The sequence below is a fragment of the Bacillus sp. RC51 genome, assembly GCF_044908115.1.
Classification (GTDB): domain Bacteria; phylum Bacillota; class Bacilli; order Bacillales; family Bacillaceae_G; genus Bacillus_A; species Bacillus_A mycoides.
Map to the genome: position 1 here is coordinate 13681 of NZ_JBIYCW010000019.1, position 15638 is coordinate 29318.

The following is a 15638-nucleotide window of genomic DNA, read 5'->3' on the forward strand; positions in this document are numbered from 1 at the left end:
AGTGAGATACCTTCTTTTTAATCTTTCTTCAATCTTCGTGCTATACCATTCCCTAATGACTGTAATCCTTGAACGAGGATAATCAAAATAAAGACTGTTGCATACATTACTTCAGGTTCGTAGCGTAAATGCCCGAATCGATATGCTAAATCACCAAGGCCGCCAGCACCTACAAGTCCAGCCATTGCTGTTGCACCGATTAAGCCGATCGTTGCGATTGTTAATCCAAGTACGAGAGACGGGCGAGCTTCTTTAATCATAACGTGCCAAATGATTTTTAAAGTAGAGACTCCCATTGCTTGATATGCTTCAATGACACCACGGTCCACTTCTAATAAAGCAGTTTCCATTAAACGGGCAATGTAAGGGGCTGTGAAGACAACAAGTGGTACGATAACACCTTGTACGCCAATGGACGTTCCCATTAGAAACTTTGTAAAAGGTAAAATGAAGAATAATAGAATGATAAATGGAAGAGAACGAATGATATTAATAACTGTATTAAGAATAGGATAGATAATTTTATTTTCTCGCTGTCCACCAGGTCTCGTTAAAACAAGTGTGACGCCGAGTGGTAATGCAATAAGAATAGAGATAAGTAGTGAAATAGATGTCATTTGAAAGGTTTGGATTGTTGCTTCCCATATTACGTTACCCCACTCATCCAAAAAGGACTTGTTTCCCATAATCCGTTCTACCTCCTTCTACGATAATTCCTTGTTCTTGTAAAAATGATAAGGCACGGTGTACTTCACTTTTTTCACCTTGCATATGAACGACCAGTTTCCCATATGCCTCATGTTTTAACTGCGTAATATTGCCTGATAAAATATTAGGATATACGTGGAAACGTTTTGTAGCGACAGCTAACGCTGGTTCTCCTGAAGCGGTTCCTATAAATGAAAGTGTTACGATTTCCCCGGTGCTTTGTAGTTCTTTCTGTACCTCTTCTGGAATTTTAGCTGCAAACGCGCTATTTACAAATTTCTTCGTTGTTACATGTTGTGGATCTGTAAAAATGTCCTTCACTGTTCCACTTTCAACGACAGATCCATGTTCCATTACAGCAACTTGGTCACAAATACGCTGGATGACATTCATTTCGTGTGTAATTAGCAAAATCGTAATTCCGATTTCTTCGTTGATCTTTAATAATAAATCAAGAATAGAATCGGTCGTTTCCGGATCTAATGCGCTCGTTGCTTCATCACTTAATAAAACTTCTGGCTCATGAGATAGTGCGCGAGCGATTGCTACACGTTGTTTTTGACCACCAGATAATTCACTTGGATAGGCATCTTTTTTATTAAAGAGATCAACAATGCGTAAATACTTTTCTACCCTTTTTGCAATTTCATTTTTGGGAAGACCAGATAGGCGTAAGGGTAGTGCGATGTTTTCATAAACGGTAACGGTTTTAAGTAAATTGAATCCTTGAAAAATCATGCCGATTTTTTGTCTCGCTTTTGCGAGTTCTTTCGTCGATAAGGTTGTTAAATCTTGTTCGTTTATAATGATATTTCCTGTCGTTGGTTTTTCTAATAAATTTACACAACGAATTAATGTACTTTTACCAGCGCCGCTATATCCGATGATTCCAAATACTTCACCCTTTTTTACTTTAAGGGAAGTTGGTTTAAGGGCCTCAACATTCCCTTTTTTTGTGGAAAATACTTTGGAGATGTTTTTTAATTCAATCATTATAGTCAGCTCCTACCAAGACGGTAAAACAGAACCATCGAATTTTTTCTCAATGAAATCTTTTACTTCTTTAGATTGATAAGCTTTCTTTAATTTATTTACAACAGCATCATCTTTATTTTCAGTACGAACAACGACCCAGTTCACATATGGTGAATCTTTTCCCTCGCGGAAAATAGAATCTTTTGCTGGACTTAATTTTGCACCTAATGCAAAGTTTGTATTAATTGCAGCTGCCTTCACTTCACCTAGCTGCGTTGGTAATTGAGATGCCTCTAATTCAACAATCTTTAAATTTTTCGGATTTTCAATTACATCTTTTGCAGTCGCTTTTTCTGTAGCTTTTGGATCCACTTTTAAAACCCCTGCTTTTTCAAATAGCTTTAAAGCACGAAGCTCATTTGTTGGATCGTTTGGGACAGCAATTGCGTCGCCCTCTTTTAATTCTTTTACATCTTTTAAGTTTTTAGAGTATATGCCCATAGGGAATGTTACTGTGGAAAATACTTCAGTTAATTGCATATTACGTTCAGCTTTAAATACGTCTAAATAAGATTTAGTTTGATAGCTGTTTACATCGAGACTTTTTTCATCTAAAGATACGTTTGGCGCTACATAATCATTAAATACCTTTACATCAATTTGGAGGCCATCTTTTGCTGCAACTTCTTTCACCTTTTCAAAAATTTGTTCATGCGGTCCGCCTGTTACACCGACAGTAATCTTTTTCTCATCTAATGCTTTTCCCTCTTTATCAGAATTAGCACCACATGCACCTAACAATAATACAGCTCCGCTTACAATACTTAATAATACCTTTTTCATATATAATTCCCCCTTAATATACGTTCCAAAATAAAAAGCACCTCTCAAAAATAAGAGAGGTGCCGAATAGACGAAATAGGTTCCTCTCTTATCTTCCAAAACGAAAATCGTTCTGCAGGAATTAGCACCTTAGCTTATATGTTCTAAGCTCGGTTGCCGGGCATCATCGGGCCAGTCCCTCCGCCACTCTTGATAAGAGTATGTGTATGTAGTTTTTAAATATGGTACTAATAGTAAATCTTACAAAAAGAATTGTCAATGTTATTTTCTGAATATATTTTATTTTAAGGTAATAGAAACATTCCCTTTTTTATGTCCGGTCTCTACGTACGTATGAGCCTCTGAAATTTCTTCTAGCGGGTAAGTTTTATCAATAACTGGTTTGAATTTTTCTTCTTCCGTTAGCATTTTTAGTAGAAGCATATCTTCTTTGCTTACTTTTGCCATCGTTCCGTTGACTGACACGTATTTACCGTTAGCTGTTAATGCGCTCTTGTAATGGGGTTTTTTAATTTTTCCAACTGCATCGAATATAATATCGTAGCGTTCATCGCGCTTTGTAAAATCTTCTTTCGTATAATCAATTACGTTATCTGCACCTAAAGATTTCACTAGTTCAAAATTTGAATTGCTACAAACAGCTGTAACAGTCGCACCGAAATATTTAGCAAGTTGCACAGCAGCGGTACCTACTGATCCGGAAGCGCCATATATAAGTACTTGTTCTCCCTTTTTTATGTGCCCTTTTCTCAGAAAATGTAATGCTGAAGTTCCGCCGAAAGGAATAACTGCCGCTTCTTCATACGTCACATTGGTAGGTTTTAATGCTATCAATCCACTTTCATATACGCATGTGTATTCAGCATAACCACCAACGTTAAGTCCTGTTAATGCAAAGATGTAATCTCCTTTTTTGAATTGAGTTACATCCGTTCCTACTTCCTCAATTTCACCAGATAACTCTACACCGAGTATAGGCTTTCTTGGTTTTCTAAAACCTAATACAATTCGCATAGGAATCCAAAATAAAAGAGGACTAGTGAAGCTTCGCATTCTACAATCTCCAGTAGTTACACTTGTTGCGTGAATCTTAACTAATACTTCATTCTTTTTAGGAGTAGGTTTCTCTACATCTTGAAGTTTGAGAACATTAGGCGGCCCATACTTTGTGCAAATGATTGCTTTCATAATGACCTCCTGAATTTAGTTGTTTTTATTTACATCATATTTAAGTATTTCTTTAAACATGTTGTTATTCGAGAAATAAAGTGAAATAGAAATATTGAAATTTATATAGATTTAAAAGGAAAATAGATGATATCCTTTTGAAAAGGAGGAGAAATTATGAAAAAACATATTTTAACTTCTAGTTTGATCCTTGCAGTTATTTTAGTTGCAGGGTGTAGTAATGAGAAAACAACAAAAACTGATGAACCGAAAAAAGAATCGGTGCAAAAAGAAAAAGAATTAGCAGCGAAGGATGTTTTCAAGAAAACGAATGATGCTTTTAAAAATGAAGAAAATGTAACGATGACATATGATGTAGAGATAAAAGCTGAAGGAACAGAGATGAATATACTAAAGGCTAAAATGCAATTAGAGCCAAAGAAAAAGAATTCTCGTTCTGAAATGAATGTTTCTGGTACAGATGTTGTAGTGTATGCGGTGGATGGTAAAGTCGCTGGTCAGGTGAAAAATCCTAATACCGGAGAAGTTATATCTGTACCGGAGGAGCAATTAAATGCTAGCGGAATGAAAGCAACTCAAGATATTGTAGATAATTTAGAAGTGCCAGCAGTAGTTTTAGATAAAATGAAGATGGAGAAAAGCGGAGACAAGTATAAACTGAAGTTCATATTAAAAGGGCAAGAAACAGAGAGTATGTTAGCTAGCATGGATGAAACGCAGAAGAAAATGCTACAAGCACAAAACGCAAAGATAGAAGAAGTGGATGCAGAATATATCATTACAAAAGATTTTAAATATGAATCAGCGAAGATAGATATGATTATGAGTAGTAATGGTAAGGATAAGGCACACATTATTACGAATGCAAAATATACATCGTACGAAAAGTTTGAGCCAATACAGCTGCCAGCAGCAAAGTAACAGTTTTGATGAGGGAGGGACCTAAAATAAAGGGTCTTTCTCTTTTTTGTTAATACCTTCTTCGTAGGAAAGTAGGTACAATATGAAGAGGAAGAACGTTAGAAGGGGAGAGTGCCATTTGAAAAAAAGAAAGATAGCAGTTGTTATTGTAGCGTATACAGTGTTGCTCGCGACATCTATATATACATACAAAGAGCAACTGGATCATCCTATTATGAGTGATGTAGGAAAGTTGCTTCCAACGAAAATTAAACGTGTTGAAAATGCTGAGGATGAAAGTTCATTAAAAAAGTTAGTGCAAGATGCAAAAGTATCTGGAGAGAAGATTTCTATTGCAGGTATGCAACATAGCCAAGGCGGGCAGACATATTATCCTAACGGTACGATGCTTGATATGAAAGGATATAATGAAATATTAGAATTCGATCCGGAGAAGAAGAGGATTAGGGTGCAAAGTGGTGTCACATGGAATGACATTCAAAAGAAAATCAATCCATATGGTCTTGCAGTTCAAGTGATGCAATCTCAAAATATTTTTACTGTTGGTGGTTCATTAAGTGTAAATGTACATGGGCGTGATATTCGTCATGAAGCATTGATTGATACAGTAGAGTCGTTCAGATTGTTAATGGCAGATGGTACAGTACGTGATGTAAGTAGAGAAGAAAATGCTGACTTGTTTCCGTATGTAATTGGGGGATATGGATTGTTTGGTGTGATTTTAGATGTGACGCTACAGTTAACAAACGATGAATTGTATGAAACGCACACGAAGGTACTAGATTATAAAGAATACTCTTCATACTTTAAGAATAAAGTGCGAAGGGACGAGAATATACGTATGCATTTAGCACGTATTTCTGTTGCTCCAAATTCATTTTTAAAAGAAATGTATGTGACAGATTATGTACTAGCAGAAGATCAGCAGAAGCTGAAAGAGTACAGCAAATTAAAAGAAGAAAATATTATAGCTGCGCCGAAATTCTTACTTGGGTTATCACGTTATAGTGACTGGGGAAAGGGTGCGTTTTGGGATATACAAAGAAGTTATTTTGAACGTACAGATGGTAAGTACGAAACTCGAAATAACGTAATGAGATCTGATAGTGCTTTTATGGAATACGATAATCCAAACTTGACCGAAGTTTTACAAGAGTACTTTGTACCGATAGATGGTTTTGCGGAGTATATAGATGATTTGCGAAGCGATTTAAATGAAGAGGAATTAAACCTTCTTAACATTACAATCCGCTATGTAGAAAAGAATGAGAATGCGGTGCTATCTTATGCGAAAGATGATATGTTTGCGCTTGTGCTTCTAATTAATCAAGGGCGTTCTGAAGATGAAATAAAGAAAACAAAAGTGGTCATTCAAAAGATGATTGATGTTACGTTAAAGCATAATGGAAGTTATTATTTACCGTATTATTCTTATCCGGAAAAGGAGCAACTAAAGAAAGCGTATCCTCGTATAGAAGAATTCCTTCAGAAGAAGAAGGAAGTAGACCCAGAGGAAAGGTTTGTGAATTTATTTTATAAGGAGTATAGCAAATGACATATAGAAGATTTGTAGCCTCACAAAGCATTATTATGATGGCGGGTAGTATGGTATTTCCTTTTTATATACTATTGCTTCGAAATGTAGGAAATAGTTTCTCGCAATTTGGCTGGGCGTACGGCTTATTTGCCTTAACTTCAGCTCTAGTATATCCGTTAGTTGGAAGAATCTCTGATAGGGTAGGTGATAGAAAGTTATTAATTATATACGCATGGTCCATGGCTATATTAATGCTTTTTTTCCCTATTGCAACAGAAGTTTGGCATGTATACATTCTCCAAATTTTAATGGGTATTTTAGGTGCTGTGCAGCGCAATACGGAGAAGACGTCGTTAGCACGAAAGGTAGCGCATAAGGAAGCTGGTTACGAAATTGGAAAATACCATGTATGGACATCAATTGGGGGCGGAGTAGCTATAATTGTAACTGGTTACCTAGTGGATTTCTTTACGATAGGGACTATTTTTTACATTGCTTCAGTTTTATATGTAGTGAGTGGAATTGTATTAAGTAGCAAAAAAATATAATCATACCCATTTTTACCTGATTACCCTTTATTTGTTATACTTATGGAGAAGACAAAAGAAAAGGGGACATTGCCTTTGATGAAATTTATAGTTTTAGCTATTCTCACTTTGTTTTTGATTCCATGGACTAGAAGCGGTAATAAAATTCGCGCGGTGGATAAAGGAGGAAATGAGAAAGTTGTAAAGGGTAAGAAAACATCTATTTTAGTTATTCCTGTTTTATTTTGGATAGGTATTGCAATCTATGAATATTTCTGGCTAATTGATGATCGAGCAGATTCTATTCTTACTCATTATTCTGTTGCAGTAGCGATTTTAATTGGTCTTGTTTTATTCTCACAAGAGCAGGTAGGGAAATTAGAAGGTACGTTAAAAGGACTTCTAATGTTTGTTTTACTCGCAAGTTACGGCTATTTTGGTTATTTGCACGATATAGTAATCTCGCAAAAGAAATATGATTCGGTCGTGAAGGTAGAGAAAGATATTTCAGAGCCATTTACTGAAAATGACCAACCGTTTACAGTTCCGCCTAAAACAGCGGAAAATAAAATGAAAAAGGTATTTGGTGATATTCCGAAAGTAGCTTATTTTGAACTAGGGGAATTAACGCCACAAATGGTAAATGGTGAAGCCTTGTATGTAGCACCGATAGAAGTTTCGGGATTTTTTAAAGCACGTAAAGCGGAAACAATTCCAGGTTACGTAACAATGTCAGGTACAAATCCTGATGCGGAAGCGAAATTACATCTTGGATATAAAATGAAGTATGTACCAAGCATGTTTTTCGGTAATAAATTAGAACGTGTCGTTCGAAAAGCAGAGCCAGATTTAGTTTTTAAAGGGAAACCCAAATTTGAAGTTGATGATAAAGGAAAACCGTATTATACAATGACATACGGTGAGTTTATTTCAGGAAGATCAGGGTTTGAAGTAGAAGGCGTTGTCGTTGTTGATGCACAAACAGGTGATGTGAAACGATATGATAAAGGGAATGCACCTAAATTCATTGATGGTGTATTAAATCATGAAACAGCATCTACGTTAAATACGTACTTCGGAAAATATATTCACGGATTTTGGAATACGAAATTCTCACAAACTGACATGAAGATGCCGACTGAGTGGGGGACGAAGGAGGGCGTTACGCCAATCTTCGGGAAGGATGGTAAATTGTATTACTTTACAGACTTTACCTCTCCGAAAGAAGGAGTAGATTCTGCTCTCGGTTACTCATTAGTTGATGCACGTACAGGAAAGTTGTATTACTATAACGGAAAAGAAGTGAAGGGAATTATGGACGGTTCGGCTGCTACAGAAGTAGTGGATAATTCCTTTAAGAGAGAGAAATGGCATGGAACAATGCCGGTTATTTATAACGTATATGGTAAACCTTCTTGGATTGTACCGGTTATTGATGACGGCGGATTAGTACGTGCTCATACTGTCATATATGCTTCTAATGCAAAAGTGTTTGCAACAGGTTCAACGCAAAAAGAAGCACTTGAGAATTATAAAAATGCGCTGAGCGGAAGTGGTGATTCATTTAGACCGACTTCAAATGGGAAAGAAGCGCAAAAAGAAGGTACTGTACAACGTGTGTATAAAGAAAAATCAGGTGAAAATACGATTGTGTACGTACTATTAGAAAACGAGCAAAAAGTATTCATGGTACCGGCGAAGAAATTCCCATATGCAATGTTTACAGAAGTAGGAGATCCAATTCAAATCACATATTTAGACACAGGGGAAATGATGGCATCTGTATCTAAATTTACAAATAGTAATTTGAAAAAGTAAAGCGATAGAGATTCTATCGCTTTTTTTTACATTATTAAACAGGAAAATACGGTATACTTGACGTATATTTATGTTGTAACTATAATTGTTACGATTGAGTATTTATATGAAAGGGTGAATGGAAAAAGTGAATGGAGTTAATCACGAAGTATATAAACCTGTAAAGACAAACAGGTTATGGATGATTCTTGTATTAGGGACACTTACGGCAATTGGGCCATTATCTATTGATATGTATTTGCCTTCTTTACCAAAGTTAACGGATGATTTACAAACGGGTGCATCCCTCGCACAGCTTACATTAACTGCTTGTCTGCTTGGGCTTTCAGTAGGGCAGTTATTTATTGGTTCAATCAGTGACATTTACGGAAGGCGCAAACCTCTTATTATCGCTCTTATTATTTATGTTGCTTCTTCTTTACTTTGTGCTGTTGCACCATCTATTTGGAGTTTAGTGCTTTTACGTTTCTTACAAGGTGCTTCAGGATCTGCTGGTATTGTTATATCACGTGCAATGGTACGCGATATGTATTCAGGTTCTGAAATGACGAAGTTTTTCTCATTACTTATGTTAGTAAACGGGGCAGCACCTATTTTGGCACCGATTATTGGAGGACAATTATTACAGTTCACATCATGGCGCGGCGTCTTTATCGTGCTTGGAGCAATTAGTGTATTCATGCTAATATCAGCTACTTTCGTATTACGTGAAACATTACCTCCTGAAGAAAGAGAGACAGGTGGATTATCAGGAACGCTGGCAACATACGGAAAGCTTTTGAAAGATCGTTTATTTATGGGATATGCATTGTCGCAAGGGTTAGTAACAGCTGCAATGTTTGCTTATATTTCTGGTTCACCGTTCGTGTTGCAAAATATATACGGGGCATCACCACAACAGTTTAGTTTGTTCTTTGCAATTAACGGTATTGGTATTATTATTGCTAGCCAAGTTACTGGCCGCTTAGCGGGGAAAGTTAATGAGAAAACTTTATTTGTTGCTGGTATTATTATTGCGGCTGTTGGCGGTCTATCATTACTACTTACAATCGCACTTGGAATAGGGCTAATCGGTGTTTTATGCTCGCTATTTCTTGTTGTATCAAGTGTTGGGGTTGTATCAACAACCGGCTTCTCGTTAGCGATGAGAAATCAAAAACAAGCAGCAGGAACAGCATCAGCTTTACTAGGTTTATTACAGTTCATTTCAGGAGCACTTGTTGCACCGCTAGTAGGTATTGGTGGAAGTAATACAGCATTACCGATGGGGGTTGTTATAGCTCTTTGTGAAATTGGTGCTGTATTATGTTATCTATTTATGGCTAGAAGAAGTGAGAAGCAGTTTGAACTGCAACAAAATAAAAAGTTAGAAGCTTAATACAAAAGAGCTGATTCAAACATTTCTTTGAATCAGCTCTTTTTTTCATTTCTTTGAAATAACTCATACATATTATTCATGATCGCATCATATAAGAAAGCAAGTTTATCCCATACCCAGCGGTTACTGTCGACCTCTTTCTCCCCGCAATCAATAATATCAGTATGATCTGTAATTCTATATGCCCTCTCAACGATAATAGGAGCAATCTTCGGTATGCGTGGAATTTCTTTTAAGACATCTGCAAAATTTCCAATGTAGACATGACCGATAATCTCGATTGTTAAAGATTTATCGGATATATTTAGCACAGTATGAAATTGATTTATATGTTGTTTCTTTAAATATTGGGCCAGCTTAAATGGAGCATGCTTCTTCTTTAATACGCGGCGAAGGCTCTCTGTATTTTCAATATGAAGTGACTTTTCGCGAATAAGGACGCGAATATCTTCGCCCATAAAGGGTATTGTATTGTACATTGATGATTCTCCTTACAAACTGAACTACGCTTACTTTATGCATATGTAAGTCTAGCATGGTTTGTTCTCTATGTGTGCTTACAGTTTTGTAAGGTGATGTAGTAAAGTGATGCAAAAGTTATTTGCATAAAGTGACGATACTGTGACAAAAATGTTGGTATGTATATTAAGATATCGTCTTAAGTGTAAAAAGTGGGGCGTTCTCGGTATAATAACAAGTGGAGATAAAAGAAACTATAATTAGTAGTAGCTGTAGATAAAAGGAGAATTCGAGATGAAGAAGGTTTTGGGTATTGCTGTAATGGGAAGTATGATCCTTCTAGCAGGATGTAATGGAAATAAAGATACGAAAGAACCGAAAGAAAAGGTAGAGCAATCGACTGAGCAAACAGAAGAAATGAAAGAATACAGCGCAGTACATGAAAAATATGATGCGAAAATAAATAAAGAAATTAATAAGGCGTTACAGCTATTTGAAGTGGCAAAAGAAAAGGGCGGTAAGGAAATAACGAATGCTACATATAAAGAAGATGTGCAAAAGGTAACAACGAGCATGTTAGAAGATATTGATAATATACGTAAAGAAATTCGTGTTCCAAAGTCGAAAGAGCAAGAACATGAGGTATATGTTGGTTTCTTGAATGAATCGGAACAAGCGATGAAAAAATTACAGAAGTTAGCTAAAGAAGAAGATTCATCATTAATTCGTGATATAGAAGTTAATTTTGCAACAGCATCGACATACTATAAACGTTTTCAAACAGAAGCGAAAAAATAACCTTGCGTGTGCAAGGTTATTTTTTCTTTTTACCATCTCCGTCTTCATCCTCGGATACTAATATCTTCTGTTCTTCGTGAAATTCTGAAATTGTTTGTCCAGTAATATTATCGAATGGAGTGTAAAAAGAAGGGATGCTTTTCTTTTTAATGAAGAGTTTATCCCGCATTAACGGGCAGTAAGACCCCCACCTCAAAGTTCAGTGAAAGCAAAGAAGTTAGGTAGGGGATCAACTGCCCGTAAAAGCCCGATTGGTTCAACTAATAATCAGTGGGGGATGAACAAAACCCCCACTGATTAAAGTTTCACTTTATAGAAGCCGATGATGACAAGTACAAGTATTACGATTGTTAATGGTAATCCTATAGTAGCAAGAAGTAAGGGATCCATCTTATAACGCCTTTAATACAATTTCTTTTTATTATAAGCGAAAGATTGTAATTTCAATAACTGATATAATAGAAAACTGATTTTTCTAAATATATCCAATTTGATTGACTTTTCATTTTTTCAGAATTATAATTCAAAATATACAATTTGAACCAAATAATAATATAGCAATTTACTTATCCAGAGAGGTAGAGGGACTGGCCCTATGACACCTCAGCAGCGGGTTCTGTAACAGGAACACCGTGCTAATTCCAGCAAGCAAGTCTTGAAAGATAAGTGATGGGCCTTCGTTTATTAAGCCTTGATCTTATTTTTTAAGATCAAGGCTTTTTGTGTTTTAAGAAGTAGAGAAGGAGTAATGGCAACAAATATGTCAATAAAACAAAGTAAATTCATTTGTTTAGGTGGTTATTGAAGTGTATGTTATTAAAAAACTATCAGTTATGGTGTTTACACTATGGATTATTACAACAGTAACATTTTTGATTATGCACATTATTCCGGGGGACCCATTTTCATCGGATGCAAAGATCTTTCCGGCGGAAGTTGTGCAAAATATGAGAGCGAAGTATCACCTTGATGAACCATTATGGAATCAATATGTTGCTTATTTAGACGGTGTAGTTCATTTTGATTTTGGTGAATCCGTTCAATCGACGGGGCAAGGCGTATCAGAAATTATAACGACAGGATTTGGTCCATCAGCGATTATTGGTTTACAAGCACTTGTTATTTCATTATTAGTCGGAATTGCAGCAGGTACATTTGCAGCTCTATATCATGGGAAAGTAATTGATTATAGTGTGAGCTTACTTGCGATTCTCGGTATTTCTATTCCAAGTTTTATTTTAGCACCATTGTTTATACAAGTATTTGCTATTCAATTTGAACTCTTACCGGTTGCATCTTGGGGCACATTCGAACATACGGTATTGCCATCCTTTGCATTAGCATTAGGGCCAATCGCGGTTATTACAAGATTTGTTCGCTCTAATATGATTGAAGTTTTGCAGAGTGATTATATTAAATTAGCAAGAGCGAAAGGTATACCAATTAAGAAGATTATTATAAGGCATGCCCTTCGAAATGCGATTGTTCCAGTACTAACGTTTGTTGGGCCGTTAATGGCTGGGCTTTTAACAGGGACGTTCATTATTGAAAAGATTTTTGCAATTCCTGGTCTCGGAAAATATTTTGTAGATAGTATTTTTAACCGGGATTATCCAGTCATTATGGGAACAACAATCTTCTATAGTTCATTATTAATTTCTTGTATTTTTATTACAGATATTATTCACCGTATTGTTGATCCGCGTATTCGTTCTATTACATAAGGAGGGAGGATATTTAAATGGGAGCTTATGAAATTAATAAACAGCTATTAACGAATGAAGAGAAAAAAGAATTAACAATAAATAAAGAGCAGCAAACGATTAGCCGAAAAAAAGAAGTGTTTCGTAAGTTTGTATCAAATCCAATCGCAGTTCTAGGAACGGTGACATTATTACTCATTATTATTTTCTCTCTTATCGGTGAAAGTTTAACTCCTTTTACTGCGAGTGAACAAGTAAAAGAGGCGACAAATTTACCTCCTAGTAGTGAGCATTGGTTTGGAACAGATGATTTAGGTCGGGATATTTGGGCACGTACTTGGGCTGGAGGGAAAATTTCATTAGTAGTTGGATTAGTAGCGGCCGTTCTTGATATAGGACTTGGTGTACTAATTGGGGGCTTTAGTGGATATGTGAGAGGGCGTAATCGCCTTGGAACGTTAATTGATGAGTGGATTGTACGAGGGATTGAAGTACTATACGGTATTCCATATTTATTAATTGTTATTTTACTACTAATCATTATGAAACCAGGGCTTTTTACAATCATTATTGCTCTTGCATTAACAGGGTGGATTGGTATGGCACGTCTCGTTAGGGCGCAAGTCTTATCTTTAAAGCAAAGAGAATTTGTTATTGCGGCAGAACGATTAGGTACATCGCATATGAAGATTATATACGGACATATCATTCCGAATTTAACAGGTATTATTATCGTAAATTTATCATTTACAATTCCAGCAGCTATTTTCTCAGAATCATTTTTAAGCTTTATCGGACTAGGGGTACAATCACCAGCAGCGAGCTGGGGGACGATGACAAATGATGCGCTCGGGACATTATTAAGCGGGGAATGGTGGCAACTTTTCTTCCCATCGCTGATGATTGCGCTCATCATGTTCGCATTTAATGCAATTGGTGACGGTTTGCAAGATGCAATTGATCCAAAAATCGTAAAACGGAATCGAAAGGAGAAAAAACATGGGACAGCTCTTATCTTTAGAAAACGTAACATTGGCCGTTGAAAAAGAGAATAGTAAGCAAGCAATTGTGAAGCATGTTTCCTTTTCTATTAACGAAGGTGAAATCGTTGCACTTGTCGGAGAAAGTGGTTCAGGGAAAAGTGTTACAGCACAATCGATTGTCGGACTAAATCAAGAATCTATTCACATCGATGATGGAAGTATTTCTTTCCAATCTCAAGGATTAACGAATTTACAAGAATCAGAATGGAATCAAATTCGAGGGAAAGACATTTCGTTTATCTTTCAAGATCCTCTGTCCGCTTTAAATCCGACGATGAAAGTAGGAAGGCAAATTACAGAGGTGATTTTGCAACATGAGAAAAAGTCGAAAAGAGAAGCAAAAGAAATTGCAATTAACTTACTAAATGATTTAGGGATACATGAAGCAGAGAAACGCTTTGAACAATACCCGTATCAGTTAAGCGGAGGTATGAGGCAGCGTATTTGTTTAGCAATTGCATTTGCTTGTCACCCGAAGCTCGTTATTGCAGATGAACCTACAACAGCATTAGATGTAACGATTCAAAAGCAAATTATGGAGTTGTTAAAAGAAAGAAAGGAAAAACAAAATACGAGTATTTTATTAATTACACATGATTTGGCACTTGTACGTGAAGTAGCTGACCGAGTAGTAGTTATGTACGGGGGACGTGTTGTTGAAAAAGGAACGATTCAAGAAGTAATTGGCTCACCTAAGCACCCTTACACCAAAAGTTTATTGCAAGCAATTCCGAATATGGATGATTCAGAAAAGGTACTTAGAGCAATTGAGGGAACAACACCTTCAATTGAAACGTTAAATAGTTTTGGATGCCCGTTTGTGAATCGTTGTCCTGTAGCGATAAAAGAATGTATTCATCGCTTCCCAGAGAGAACAACATATTCTGAGGAGCATAGTTCACATTGCTGGCAGCATATTCTGGAGCATAATAAAGCGAAATCAAAAGAGAGGGTGAATGCCTCATGACGACAGATTTAATTACTGTAAAGCAAGTAACGAAAACGTATGGAAGTAAAAATAAAGAAATCGCAGCGTTAAAAGGTATATCACTTTCTATACCAAAAGGAACAACGCTTGGCATTATTGGAGAAAGTGGTTCTGGAAAGACAACACTTGGTAAGCTCATAGCTGGGATCGAGCGTCCAACGTCTGGTGAAATTGATTATAACGGTCAAGTTGTTCACAAGCTGAAGTCAGCTCATAAGCGGGATTTCTTGCAGAAAGTACAGTTCATTTTTCAAGATTCGACAGCTGCATTAAATCCGCGCTGGAAAGTACGCGATATTGTAACAGAAGGCTATATTTCATTCGGTTTAGGCGATAAAGGATTGAAAGATAAAGTTGCAGGTGATGCACTAGAGCGTGTTGGATTAGATAGACGATATATTGATCGCTATCCACACGAATTTAGCGGAGGACAACGTCAACGTATTGCTATTGCAAGAGCGTTATTATGTGAGCCAGAAGTTTTAATCCTTGATGAACCAATTTCAGCATTAGATGTTTCACTGCAAATCCAAATTGTACATCTACTGCAAAAGATTCAAAAGGAACAAGGCTATACATATTTATTTATCGCACATGATTTACCGATGGTTCACTATTTATGTGAAAAAGTGGCTGTCTTATACAAAGGAGAACTTGTTGAATTTGGATATACGGACGAAGTATTCCGTAATCCACAACATTCTTATACAAAAACATTATTAGCATCAACACCAAAAATTTCAGGTTAAAGG

The 15638-nt window shown here is 36.4% G+C and carries 16 protein-coding genes and 2 riboswitches; of the genes, 10 read left to right on the top strand and 6 right to left on the bottom strand.

Annotation, left to right across the window (positions count from 1 at the left end; translation table 11 throughout):
- Window positions 1-17 precede the first annotated feature (17 nt).
- The 4 genes from ABH959_RS26115 to ABH959_RS26130 all read right to left on the bottom strand — a co-directional run bounded on the left by ABH959_RS26115 (window position 18) and on the right by ABH959_RS26130 (window position 3714).
- Window positions 18-686 carry a methionine ABC transporter permease gene (locus ABH959_RS26115; RefSeq protein WP_404493373.1) on the bottom strand — a complete coding sequence of 223 codons (669 nt, stop codon included), beginning with the start codon at window positions 684-686 and terminating at the stop codon, window positions 18-20.
- Window positions 661-1701 (bottom strand): methionine ABC transporter ATP-binding protein, encoded by a 1041-nt coding sequence (locus ABH959_RS26120; RefSeq protein WP_113938311.1) that lies wholly within the window; start codon window positions 1699-1701, stop codon window positions 661-663. The genes ABH959_RS26115 and ABH959_RS26120 overlap by 26 nt, the downstream gene beginning before the upstream one ends.
- 12 nt (window positions 1702-1713) lie before the next feature.
- Window positions 1714-2526 (bottom strand): MetQ/NlpA family ABC transporter substrate-binding protein, encoded by an 813-nt coding sequence (locus ABH959_RS26125; RefSeq protein ID WP_113938312.1) that lies wholly within the window; start codon window positions 2524-2526, stop codon window positions 1714-1716.
- A gap of 85 nt (window positions 2527-2611) precedes the next feature.
- Window positions 2612-2725, bottom strand: a riboswitch (SAM riboswitch).
- An 80-nt stretch (window positions 2726-2805) separates the two neighbouring features.
- Window positions 2806-3714, bottom strand: coding sequence for an NAD(P)-dependent alcohol dehydrogenase (locus tag ABH959_RS26130; RefSeq protein ID WP_404493374.1), 909 nt, complete (start codon window positions 3712-3714; stop codon window positions 2806-2808).
- A gap of 156 nt (window positions 3715-3870) precedes the next feature.
- Here ABH959_RS26130 and ABH959_RS26135 point away from each other — a divergent pair, with 156 nt between their 5' ends.
- The 5 genes from ABH959_RS26135 to ABH959_RS26155 all read left to right on the top strand — a co-directional run bounded on the left by ABH959_RS26135 (window position 3871) and on the right by ABH959_RS26155 (window position 9895).
- Complete coding sequence (locus tag ABH959_RS26135) at window positions 3871-4635, top strand: hypothetical protein (protein WP_113938314.1); 765 nt, start codon at window positions 3871-3873, stop codon at window positions 4633-4635.
- A gap of 118 nt (window positions 4636-4753) precedes the next feature.
- Entirely contained in the window at window positions 4754-6190 is a 1437-nt protein-coding gene (locus tag ABH959_RS26140) for an FAD-binding oxidoreductase (protein WP_113938315.1), read from the top strand.
- A complete protein-coding gene (locus ABH959_RS26145) occupies window positions 6187-6720 on the top strand; it encodes an MFS transporter (RefSeq protein ID WP_113938316.1) in 534 nt (177 codons plus the stop codon). Before ABH959_RS26140 ends, ABH959_RS26145 begins: the two co-directional genes overlap by 4 nt.
- 78 nt (window positions 6721-6798) lie before the next feature.
- Window positions 6799-8517, top strand: coding sequence for a DUF3981 domain-containing protein (locus tag ABH959_RS26150; protein WP_113938317.1), 1719 nt, complete (start codon window positions 6799-6801; stop codon window positions 8515-8517).
- Window positions 8518-8635: 118 nt separating this feature from the next.
- The gene (locus ABH959_RS26155; RefSeq protein ID WP_113938318.1) at window positions 8636-9895 is read left to right on the top strand and encodes a multidrug effflux MFS transporter; all 1260 of its coding nucleotides are present in this window, start codon (window positions 8636-8638) and stop codon (window positions 9893-9895) included.
- A 32-nt stretch (window positions 9896-9927) separates the two neighbouring features.
- Here ABH959_RS26155 and ABH959_RS26160 read toward each other — a convergent pair whose 3' ends face one another.
- Window positions 9928-10374, bottom strand: a complete 447-nt coding sequence (locus ABH959_RS26160; protein WP_002167144.1) for a hypothetical protein — start codon at window positions 10372-10374, stop codon at window positions 9928-9930.
- 274 nt (window positions 10375-10648) lie between these two features.
- Here ABH959_RS26160 and ABH959_RS26165 point away from each other — a divergent pair, with 274 nt between their 5' ends.
- The gene (locus ABH959_RS26165) at window positions 10649-11152 is read left to right on the top strand and encodes a hypothetical protein (RefSeq protein ID WP_113938319.1); all 504 of its coding nucleotides are present in this window, start codon (window positions 10649-10651) and stop codon (window positions 11150-11152) included.
- A 16-nt stretch (window positions 11153-11168) separates the two neighbouring features.
- On the opposite strand, the gene ABH959_RS26170 is transcribed toward ABH959_RS26165, so the two are convergent.
- Complete coding sequence (locus ABH959_RS26170) at window positions 11169-11321, bottom strand: DUF3951 domain-containing protein (protein ID WP_404493375.1); 153 nt, start codon at window positions 11319-11321, stop codon at window positions 11169-11171.
- Between the two features lie 394 nt (window positions 11322-11715).
- Window positions 11716-11821, top strand: a riboswitch (SAM riboswitch).
- A gap of 137 nt (window positions 11822-11958) precedes the next feature.
- Between ABH959_RS26170 and ABH959_RS26175 the strand changes: the two genes are divergently transcribed.
- The 4 genes from ABH959_RS26175 to ABH959_RS26190 are packed head-to-tail and all read left to right on the top strand — an operon-like array spanning window position 11959 to window position 15635.
- A complete protein-coding gene (locus ABH959_RS26175) occupies window positions 11959-12876 on the top strand; it encodes an ABC transporter permease (RefSeq protein ID WP_113938320.1) in 918 nt (305 codons plus the stop codon).
- A 17-nt stretch (window positions 12877-12893) separates the two neighbouring features.
- Window positions 12894-13898, top strand: a complete 1005-nt coding sequence (locus ABH959_RS26180; RefSeq protein WP_060749769.1) for an ABC transporter permease — start codon at window positions 12894-12896, stop codon at window positions 13896-13898.
- Window positions 13855-14865 (top strand): ABC transporter ATP-binding protein, encoded by a 1011-nt coding sequence (locus ABH959_RS26185; RefSeq protein WP_113938321.1) that lies wholly within the window; start codon window positions 13855-13857, stop codon window positions 14863-14865. Before ABH959_RS26180 ends, ABH959_RS26185 begins: the two co-directional genes overlap by 44 nt.
- Window positions 14862-15635, top strand: a complete 774-nt coding sequence (locus tag ABH959_RS26190; protein ID WP_002091442.1) for an ABC transporter ATP-binding protein — start codon at window positions 14862-14864, stop codon at window positions 15633-15635. The genes ABH959_RS26185 and ABH959_RS26190 overlap by 4 nt, the downstream gene beginning before the upstream one ends.
- The last annotated feature ends 3 nt before the right edge of the window (window positions 15636-15638 follow it).

What these genes read in the sequence shown, in the direction of transcription:
- ABH959_RS26115 (WP_404493373.1), bottom strand. Translation starts at nt 686, where the DNA reads ATGGGAAACAAGTCCTTTTTGGATGAGTGGGGTAACGTAATATGGGAA.
- ABH959_RS26120 (WP_113938311.1), bottom strand. Translation starts at nt 1,701, where the DNA reads ATGATTGAATTAAAAAACATCTCCAAAGTATTTTCCACAAAAAAAGGG.
- ABH959_RS26125 (WP_113938312.1), bottom strand. Translation starts at nt 2,526, where the DNA reads ATGAAAAAGGTATTATTAAGTATTGTAAGCGGAGCTGTATTATTGTTA.
- ABH959_RS26130 (WP_404493374.1), bottom strand. Translation starts at nt 3,714, where the DNA reads ATGAAAGCAATCATTTGCACAAAGTATGGGCCGCCTAATGTTCTCAAA.
- ABH959_RS26135 (WP_113938314.1), top strand. Translation starts at nt 3,871, where the DNA reads ATGAAAAAACATATTTTAACTTCTAGTTTGATCCTTGCAGTTATTTTA.
- ABH959_RS26145 (WP_113938316.1), top strand. Translation starts at nt 6,187, where the DNA reads ATGACATATAGAAGATTTGTAGCCTCACAAAGCATTATTATGATGGCG.
- ABH959_RS26150 (WP_113938317.1), top strand. Translation starts at nt 6,799, where the DNA reads ATGAAATTTATAGTTTTAGCTATTCTCACTTTGTTTTTGATTCCATGG.
- ABH959_RS26155 (WP_113938318.1), top strand. Translation starts at nt 8,636, where the DNA reads ATGGAAAAAGTGAATGGAGTTAATCACGAAGTATATAAACCTGTAAAG.
- ABH959_RS26160 (WP_002167144.1), bottom strand. Translation starts at nt 10,374, where the DNA reads ATGTACAATACAATACCCTTTATGGGCGAAGATATTCGCGTCCTTATT.
- ABH959_RS26165 (WP_113938319.1), top strand. Translation starts at nt 10,649, where the DNA reads ATGAAGAAGGTTTTGGGTATTGCTGTAATGGGAAGTATGATCCTTCTA.
- ABH959_RS26170 (WP_404493375.1), bottom strand. Translation starts at nt 11,321, where the DNA reads ATGCGGGATAAACTCTTCATTAAAAAGAAAAGCATCCCTTCTTTTTAC.
- ABH959_RS26180 (WP_060749769.1), top strand. Translation starts at nt 12,894, where the DNA reads ATGGGAGCTTATGAAATTAATAAACAGCTATTAACGAATGAAGAGAAA.
- ABH959_RS26185 (WP_113938321.1), top strand. Translation starts at nt 13,855, where the DNA reads ATGGGACAGCTCTTATCTTTAGAAAACGTAACATTGGCCGTTGAAAAA.
- ABH959_RS26190 (WP_002091442.1), top strand. Translation starts at nt 14,862, where the DNA reads ATGACGACAGATTTAATTACTGTAAAGCAAGTAACGAAAACGTATGGA.